Origin of the sequence: Mesorhizobium sp. M4A.F.Ca.ET.050.02.1.1 (assembly GCF_003997725.1) — a bacterium.
Lineage (GTDB): Bacteria > Pseudomonadota > Alphaproteobacteria > Rhizobiales > Rhizobiaceae > Mesorhizobium.
This window is the reverse complement of the sequence record NZ_RZSG01000402.1, coordinates 1-5410: the sequence shown is the minus strand read 5'-3', so window position 1 is coordinate 5410 and position 5410 is coordinate 1. Positions and strand designations below refer to the sequence as shown.

The following is a 5410-nucleotide window of genomic DNA, read 5'->3' as shown; positions in this document are numbered from 1 at the left end:
ACCATGTGCCGATCAGCTCGTCCGAGGCGATGGTGGCCGGCGGCCGTCCGGAGAGGCTGCTGAAATCCACAGTGACCCGATCCGCGAAATAGCTACGGGCAAGCGGCCAGTCCTGCGCGTCGACGGCGCGGTCGATCGAGTCGGCGATGCGGATCACGGCGCGCTCATTGGCGTGCGCGTGCCAGTCCGACGGTTCCGCTCCGCCGGCATCGACCGGTGCCAATGCCATGCCCGCTGCGAAAGTGACGTGCTTCAACGCTTTCATCTCGTCTTCTCCTTCTGCATCGGCCCGCCGCCGGTGGCGCTGGCGACAATGTGTGCAAGTATGCGGCAGACGATAAGATTGCATTGTTCGCAATGACTATGCGATACCGCTCATCAATGGATCGCGATCTGCTCAGCCACCTGCCTGTCGTCGTCGCCGTCGCACGGCGCGGCGGCTTCGCGCTCGCCGCGGCCGAGCTCGGCATGAGCCCGTCGGCGGTCAGCCACGCTGTGCGTCTGGTCGAGGAGCGGATCGGTCAGCCGCTGTTCGCGCGCACGACGCGCAGCGTCTCGCTGACCGAAGCCGGCAAGGCATTGATCGAGACCGCAGCCCCTGCCCTGCAGGACATCGCCGAACGCATGGACCGCATCCGCGGCATCGGCGGCCGCCCGGCGGGGCTGCTCAGGATCAACGTCTCCCATATCGCCATCCCGCTGGCGGTGACCCCCGTGGTGGCGGCGATGGCGGAGCGCTATCCGGACGTGACCGTCGAGCTGTTTGCCGATCAGGGCCTCGTCGATATCGTGGGAGAAGGTTTCGACGCCGGCATCAGGCTGGGCGAGATGATCGCACAGGATATGGTGGCGGTCCGGCTGACGCCGCCATTCAGTGTCGTGATGGCTGCTTCGCCGACCTATGTCGGGCGGCGCGGCCGTCCCACCGCCATCGCCGATCTCGCCGGCCACAATTGCATCGGCTACCGCCTCGTGCGCAGTGGCGCGCTCTACCGCTGGGACCTGAGCGAGGACGGCAATGACGTCTCTGTGGAAACGAATGGCACGGCAATCGTCACCGATTCGCTCGCCGCGATCGACCTCGCGCTTGCCGGGGTTGGCATCATCTATGTCTTTGAGCCGCTGGTGCGCGCCCACATCGCCGCCGGTCGCCTCGTGCAGATCCTGCCGCAGTCGGCGATCGAGGAACCCGGCCTGTTCCTCTATTTCCCGCGCCGGGCGTCGATGGCGCCGAAGCTCCGGGCCTTCATCGACACCGCGCAAGAAATCGGCCGGGCATCCTCGCGGACGCCCGGCCGTGCTGCCTGAGCTCTGTAGCCCTACTTGTGCTTCGGGCTATTTCTTGACCGCCGCCGCGACTTCCGCGGCGAAATCGGTCTCTTCCTTCTCGATGCCTTCGCCGAGCGCGTAACGCACATAGCCGGTGATCTTTGCAGGAGCGCCGATTTCCTTCTCGGCATCCTTCAGCGCCTTCTCGACGGTGATGTCGGGATTGAGCACGAAAGCCTGCTTCAGCAGAACGACCTCTTCATAGAACTTGCGCAGGCGGCCCTCGACCATCTTTTCGATGATCGCCTCCGGCTTGCCGGACTGGCGCGCCTGGTCGGAGAAGATCGCCTTCTCGCGTTCGACCAGCGCCGGATCGACTTCCTCGGCGGTCAGCGCAACCGGGTTGGAATTCGCAACATGCATGGCGACATGGCGACCAAAGGCATTTGCGGCCTCTGCATTACCGGTGGTCTCGATGGCAACCAGCACGCCGAGCTTGCCGAGGCCGTCGGCGACCTTGTTATGCACATAGTTCGCCACCACGCCGTGCGCGACAGAGAGCTTGGTCGAACGACGGAAGCCCATGTTTTCGCCGATGGTGCCGACCGCATCCTTGATCGTCTCGGTGACCGACTTGTCCGAGCCCGTGTACTTGGCGGCCGCCACAGCTTCGGTCGCGCCATAGGCCAGCGCCACCTTGGCGACGTTGGCGACGATCTCCTGGAACGCGGCATTGCGGGCGACGAAGTCGGTCTCGGAATTGACCTCGACAATGGCAGCCTCGCGCAGGCCGGCATCAACGCCGATAAGGCCCTCGGCAGCGGTGCGGCCAGCCTTCTTGTCGGCCTTGGAGATGCCCTTCTTGCGCAGCCAGTCGACGGCCTCTTCCATGTTGCCGTTGGTCTCGTTCAACGCCGCCTTGCAGTCCATCATGCCCGCGCCGGTCAAGTCGCGGAGTTCTTTGACCTGTGCAGCCGTAATGCTCATTGTCGCCTCTTTGTTTCAAATGCGCCGACGCACCATCGATTCTCGATGATGCGCCCGGCGACAGCGCTTAGCGCGCCAAGATATTGGAAAGATGAAGGCCGGAACCGGCCTTCGCTATTATGCTTCCGGGGTCTCGGCCGCCGGGGCATCGAGCGCCGGCTCGACCGGAGCCTCGACCGAGGCGCCGATGTCGACGCCGAGCGCGCCCTGCTGGCGAGCGATGCCGTCGATCGCAGCCTTGGCGATCAGGTCGCAGTAGAGCTGGATGGCGCGAGCCGCGTCGTCATTGCCGGGGATGGGGAAGTCGATCTTGTCCGGGTCGCAGTTCGAATCGATGATGGCGACGACCGGAATGCCGAGGCGCTTGGCCTCGAGGATGGCGATCGCTTCCTTGTTGGTATCGATGACGAACATCAGGTCCGGCGTCGAGCCCATGTCCTTGATGCCGCCCAGCGCCTTGTCGAGCTTCTCGCGCTCGCGGTCGAGGTTGAGGCGCTCCTTCTTGGTCAGGCCCTGTGCCTCGCCGGCCAGCAGTTCGTCGAGCCTGCGCAGGCGCTGGATCGAGTTCGAGATCGTCTTCCAGTTGGTCAGCATGCCGCCGAGCCAACGCGAGTTGACGTAATACTGGGCCGAGCGCTGCGCGGCGTCAGCGACGATTTCGGACGCCTGGCGCTTGGTGCCGACGAACAGCACGCGGCCGCCCTTGGCGACGGTGTCCGACACCTGCTTGAGCGCCTGGTGCAGCAGCGGCACCGTCTGCGACAGGTCGATGATGTGGATGTTGTTGCGGGCGCCGTAGATGTAGGGCGCCATCTTCGGGTTCCAGCGGTGGGTCTGGTGGCCGAAGTGAATGCCAGCTTCCAAAAGCTGGCGCATGCTGAAATCAGGCAGAGCCATTCTTAGTTCCTTTCCGGTTGGCCTCCACGGACACAGGCATTTTCGGACCGAGGTCCTTGAACGCCACCGGAGGTTTCAGCCGGATTTCTCCCGGGCAGACACCAAAGTCCGTGTGTGGAATGAACGCGCATATAGAGGGGATGCGCGACAAACGCAAGCGCCCCTGCTCCTTGCCGATCAGCGTGCGACGATCAGCGCACCGGTGCCGATCATGGCGCCGCCGGCAAACCTGTTCATCAGGCGCATGCGCCCCGGCGTCCTGAACCAGCCGGAGGCCCGCCCGGCGAGCGCCGCGTAGACGCCCATGGTGCCAATGTTGACGCTGATGACGACCGCTATCACCAGCAGCCCATCGGCGAAGGTCATGGTGTCGAGATCGAGGATCAGCGGCATGATCGAGGCGTGGAACAGGATTGCCTTGGGATTGCCGAGCGCTATGGAGGCGCCGAGGAAAAACGAGCGTGAGAGCCTCGCCTGGGATGCCTGCGCCGTATCCGCACGGGCGTTGGCCGAGCGCCACATCCGGATGCCGAGGAACACCAGATAGGCAGCGCCCGCATATTTCAGGGCGAGGAACACCCATTCGAAAGTCTGTGCCAGCGCCACCAGGCCGAGCAGCGCCAGGATCACCAGCACCGCATCGCCGAAGGCAATGCCGACACCGGCCATGAAGGCGCGGACGAAGCCACGCGAGACGCCGTTGGTGATGACCGCGAACATTGCCGGGCCGGGCGTAGCGGCGGCAAGCGTGATCGCGGCGCAGTAAGCCAGAAATGCCGTGAGCGTCATGGCCTTATCTTCCCGTTAGGAACCCGCACACGGCGGAAGATCGCAACAATCTCCTCGCGGCTGCACTCGATCGCGCCCAGCCGCACCGCCCGGTCGCGCTCGAAGCCGGTTATGTCATAATGCGGCGCCGATGTCTTGGGCGGCCCCTGGTAGGACGAGCGCTTGAGGCCGAGTTCGGTGGCAAAGCGATGCAGTTCATCGGTGTCGTCGGCCATCAAATGGCACCAGCGGTGGCCGGCCCATTTCCAGATCGCCGCATCGACATAGATCGCCATCAGGCCTGCCGCTCCCCTCTTCAGCGCCGACGGCCCTGCGAGACGATTTGCCTTTGGACTATTTCGATGCAGGACAGGGTTTCGCCTGGTCGAACAGCGACAGGTTGACCAGCTTGCCGGTCATCGAGAAGTCGCCATAGTCCATGACGAGATCGCGGGTGATGCCGTTTTCGTGCAGCTTGAAGCTGATCCGGTACTCCGGGACCTCCTCGCCGCTCTTGTCGGTGTCGTCGAAATAGGCGATGTCGACCGGCCAGTATTTGTCGGCGGCGAGCTTGGCCAGCGCCGGCGCTTCCGGGTCGGTCTTGTCGGCGTCGGTCTTCTTGCCGACGACGACCGTCGTGGTCATCACCTTGTTGGCGTCTTCCGACCCGTCGAAAAGGTTGGTTTCATAGAAGCTTTCGCCCTTCTCGGCCTTGCCGATCAGTTCCACCAGATGCTGGGTCGGGAACTGGGTGGCGGCGAGCTCCAGGCTGTTCTTCTCGGGCTTGTCGATGTCGACCTTGAGGCCCTTGGGCTCCCTGGTCGCCATGCCCTTGACCTCCTTGTCGAGATTCTGGTCGACGAAGGATTTGGTGACGAAGGAGAAGGTCTTGCCCTCGGCATCCTCGAAAGTGGTCGTCTGTTGATCGGTCAGACGCGTATTGTCGTTGGTGACGATCTGGGTGACGAAGCGGAACTTTACCGTGTAGCCCTCGCAGGGCGAGCCATTGAATTCGTAGACCATGCGGCCCGAAATGCCGGTTATGCCGGAGCGGTCGGATGCCTTGTTGAGGGTCAGGTCGTAGACCGCGCGGTGCGCCTGCAGCGCCGGAACGGCAAAGGCGGGAGCCACCAGGAACAGCGCTGGCACAAGAACGGCAGGGAATGCTAGGCGCTTTGCGCGCATATGGTGCTCCGATCGTCGCGGCTGATGGCAGGCCGCAGGGAAAGATGGTCCAGCTTAAAAAAAGTCATGGCGGAAGCGAGGCAAAAATAGCAATTTCGGCCCGGCTCGCGCGGCGTCTTCAAGCAATAGGGAAATACGATGGGTGAAACAATCGAAAAGCGGCTAAGCGATCTCGGCGTCACAATTCCGGCTGCCGCCGCGCCGGCCGCCAACTATGTGCCCTATTGCCGGACCGGCAATCTGCTGTTCACGGCGGGGCAGTTGCCGCTCAAGGACGGCAAGCTGCAGGCGAGCGGCCTACTCG

General features: G+C 63.7%; 7 protein-coding genes and 1 pseudogene. 2 read left to right on the top strand and 6 right to left on the bottom strand.

What is annotated here, in order from left to right; translation table 11 throughout:
• Positions 1–265 (bottom strand): annotated as a pseudogene (locus EOA33_RS22785) (nuclear transport factor 2 family protein); the annotation flags it as partial.
• A gap of 116 nt (positions 266–381) precedes the next feature.
• Between EOA33_RS22785 and EOA33_RS22780 the strand changes: the two are divergent.
• Complete coding sequence (locus EOA33_RS22780; RefSeq protein WP_126054461.1) at positions 382–1308, top strand: LysR family transcriptional regulator; 927 nt, start codon at positions 382–384, stop codon at positions 1306–1308.
• A 27-nt stretch (positions 1309–1335) separates the two neighbouring features.
• Here EOA33_RS22780 and tsf read toward each other — a convergent pair whose 3' ends face one another.
• The 5 genes from tsf to EOA33_RS22755 form a co-directional block, all read right to left on the bottom strand.
• Positions 1336–2256, bottom strand: coding sequence for a translation elongation factor Ts (gene tsf, locus EOA33_RS22775; RefSeq protein ID WP_126054460.1), 921 nt, complete (start codon positions 2254–2256; stop codon positions 1336–1338).
• A gap of 117 nt (positions 2257–2373) precedes the next feature.
• On the bottom strand, positions 2374–3153 hold the full coding sequence (gene rpsB / locus EOA33_RS22770) for a 30S ribosomal protein S2 (RefSeq protein ID WP_127406648.1): 780 nt from the start codon (positions 3151–3153) through the stop codon (positions 2374–2376).
• Positions 3154–3330: 177 nt separating this feature from the next.
• Positions 3331–3942 carry a LysE family translocator gene (locus EOA33_RS22765; protein ID WP_126054458.1) on the bottom strand — a complete coding sequence of 204 codons (612 nt, stop codon included), beginning with the start codon at positions 3940–3942 and terminating at the stop codon, positions 3331–3333.
• Positions 3939–4217: a DUF4031 domain-containing protein gene (locus tag EOA33_RS22760; RefSeq protein ID WP_126054457.1), complete on the bottom strand. Its 279-nt coding sequence runs from the start codon at positions 4215–4217 to the stop codon at positions 3939–3941. Before EOA33_RS22760 ends, EOA33_RS22765 begins: the two co-directional genes overlap by 4 nt.
• Positions 4218–4275: 58 nt before the next feature.
• Complete coding sequence (locus tag EOA33_RS22755) at positions 4276–5106, bottom strand: cell envelope integrity EipB family protein (protein ID WP_126054456.1); 831 nt, start codon at positions 5104–5106, stop codon at positions 4276–4278.
• A gap of 138 nt (positions 5107–5244) precedes the next feature.
• On the opposite strand from EOA33_RS22755, the gene EOA33_RS22750 reads away from it, so the two are divergent.
• Positions 5245–5410, top strand: a 166-nt coding sequence (locus tag EOA33_RS22750) for an Atu1372/SO_1960 family protein (RefSeq protein ID WP_245482412.1), incomplete at its 3' end; no start/stop codon positions are given.